This window comes from Chryseobacterium caseinilyticum (assembly GCF_014837145.1).
GTDB classification, from domain to species: Bacteria; Bacteroidota; Bacteroidia; order Flavobacteriales; family Weeksellaceae; genus Chryseobacterium; species Chryseobacterium caseinilyticum.
The window spans coordinates 1-2,447 of record NZ_JACYFS010000020.1 but is presented as its reverse complement, the minus strand read 5'-3'; the positions used below and the strand labels follow the sequence as shown (position 1 = coordinate 2,447).

Here is a 2,447-nt window from a genome sequence, read left to right as displayed (position 1 = left end):
TTAGTGAAGCTTAAATGCTTAAAGGGTTTGCCTATCTTATTCTGCTCATTGGTTCTTTCTTTTTTATAGTTTTATATTTAATAAATTTAAGGAATTGCAAACATAGGAAGGGTTTTGCAATAGTGGGGCGAAACTGCAAAGTTCAACAGTTGTTTTTCGATTGAACTTTAGTGCAAAATTGAAGATTTGCGCTTCGATTGCCCCACCATCGCAAAGCCCCGAAACGTTAGCAGCCATTTTAAAACGACACTCACAAACAAAATTATGGACTTTGAAATAAATGACATTAGAAGGTATACGAAAATGTTAGCACCGACTGCTGACTTTGATTCTATATTCACTTTTTATTATGACGAGACGAATAATATCAAGAAATTTTATGTTCGTGATGAAGAAAATTTCAATTACTCTTTTACCGCAAACTTTGTATTAGGAGGTTTGGTTCATTTGGGAAACGCCCCAGATGTTCAAACACTTATTGACGGTTTTAAACTGCAAAAGACTGCAAAAGAGGTTAAGTTTAAACATATTGCAAGTGGAGAATTCCTTGACTGCTTAAAATCTCAAAAATTAAAATTGTTTTTGGAATTTATAAAAGACAGCAATTTATATGTTCATTATTCAAGTCTTAATATTCTTTATTGGGCATTAGTTGACATAGTTGATTCTGCTATTGCAAGTTCAGACACAGCATCACAATTAGGACTTCAATTTGCCAACCATTTAAAAAACGACTTGTATAAATTATCAAGACTTGAAATTGAATCTGTAATTGAACTCTTTTACAATTATGGATATCCAAATATTAAAAGTGAATCCATTAATCAATTCATTGAAGACCTAACTTCGCTTTTTGACGACTACATTGACACAGAAGAACACCATTTTGGTTTAGAATCTTTAAGACAAATCTTAAAAGAAGCAAAGAAAAAAAACTCTTTGCCATTTATAATGGACGAGGACGATTATATTTTACTAAAAGACTTAACGCAATTTTACTTGCGACCAATTTATACATTTAAAAATTCAACACACATTTTTGACAATGAATATTCTATTTCAGAAACGCTAAAAGATTATAAAATACTTGACAATGGTGCTGAAATCAAGAACTACTCTTTTGTTGACTCTCAGACAAACCAATTAACTCAACTCTCTGACGTATTTGTTGGACTGATGGGAAAACTCACTAATTATTTAAACACAAATTCAAGAGAAGAAATAAAAACAGACTTGGGCTTGTTGACAGACATACAAAAAGAAAATTTAGACTTGTTAATTAATGTAATTGACAAATCTCACGACAAAAATATTGGTTTCATACACAATACAGACAGTTATGAGGAAATGTCAAAAATGGACGAAATACGAAAAATTAGAAAAAACGGCTGCTAACATCGGTTTGGCAATATGGCGGCTGAAGTGCTTCTATGAAACATTTGTGCAAGGTTCAACAGCAGTAATTCTATTGAACTTTCGTGCTAAAAATCCGCCACATCGCCAAGCCGAAAAACGTTACCAGCAAGCATAAAAAGAAAAACCAAGACAACAACAAATTGAACTTTATGGCACCAAAGGAAATATTACAATCTATATTGACCGAACAATATGTTTCAGAAGACGGAGACGAATACAAAGTAGAACTTAAAGAAGGCTTGACTGACGAACAAATTGACGAATTAGCAAAAGTACTTCCAACAGGAAAAGTTCCCACAGAAATTAGAGAATTACTAAAATTCGCAAGTGGTTTTGAATTTTTTGGACTTGAGGAAGTAACATTTGACGGAGTTGGACAGTTTGGATTTGAAGAATTTTTCCCACATTCAGTTCAACTTGCTGGAGACGGTTTCGGAAACTTTTGGATTTTGGACGTTGACAAAAATGGAAATTGGGGAAATGTGTTTTATGTTTGTCACGACCCAGCTGTTATCGTAAAACATTCGGACAACTTAGCTCAATTCATCGAACACGTTAACGACTTTGGAAAAAATGGTAAGAAATCAAATCTTGACATAATTCACGAAAAAGTGGTTATGAATATTTGGAGCAAAGACAACGGATTTATTGAACTTGAAAACGCAAAACTATCAAGCGATTTGACTTTGAAAAACTTTGCGTTATCTCTTCCTGAAAATTTTGTAATTGCCGACTTAAGAAACAAACAAAATCAAAGCGGATTTGCTTGGGGAAAATTCGGACCAAATATTGATAAAGCGAAACGACACGAAACTGAATTAATCTGGGGAATTGAAAAGCCAGTTAAAAAAGGATTTTTATCTAAATTATTTGGAAGATAGTATCAACTACGAAAAAATGCCAGCTGGTAACATGAACTGTGTAAAAAACCAAACATTTTAAGCACTTTTTGCAATAAAATTATCTTGGTACATTGTTTTGTTTTTTACCACCCCAAATACAATTTTGAGCAGCTTGTTGCACACCGCAAT

The 2,447-nt window shown here is 33.0% G+C and carries 2 protein-coding genes; both read left to right on the top strand.

Features of this window, described 5'->3' with window-relative positions:
* The first annotated feature begins 264 nt into the window (after nucleotides 1-264).
* The gene (locus IC610_RS19895) at nucleotides 265-1,395 is read left to right on the top strand and encodes a DUF3800 domain-containing protein (RefSeq protein ID WP_228462977.1); all 1,131 of its coding nucleotides are present in this window, start codon (nucleotides 265-267) and stop codon (nucleotides 1,393-1,395) included.
* A 170-nt stretch (nucleotides 1,396-1,565) separates the two neighbouring features.
* Nucleotides 1,566-2,297, top strand: a complete 732-nt coding sequence (locus IC610_RS19890) for an SMI1/KNR4 family protein (RefSeq protein ID WP_191738622.1) — start codon at nucleotides 1,566-1,568, stop codon at nucleotides 2,295-2,297.
* Nucleotides 2,298-2,447: the final 150 nt, after the last annotated feature.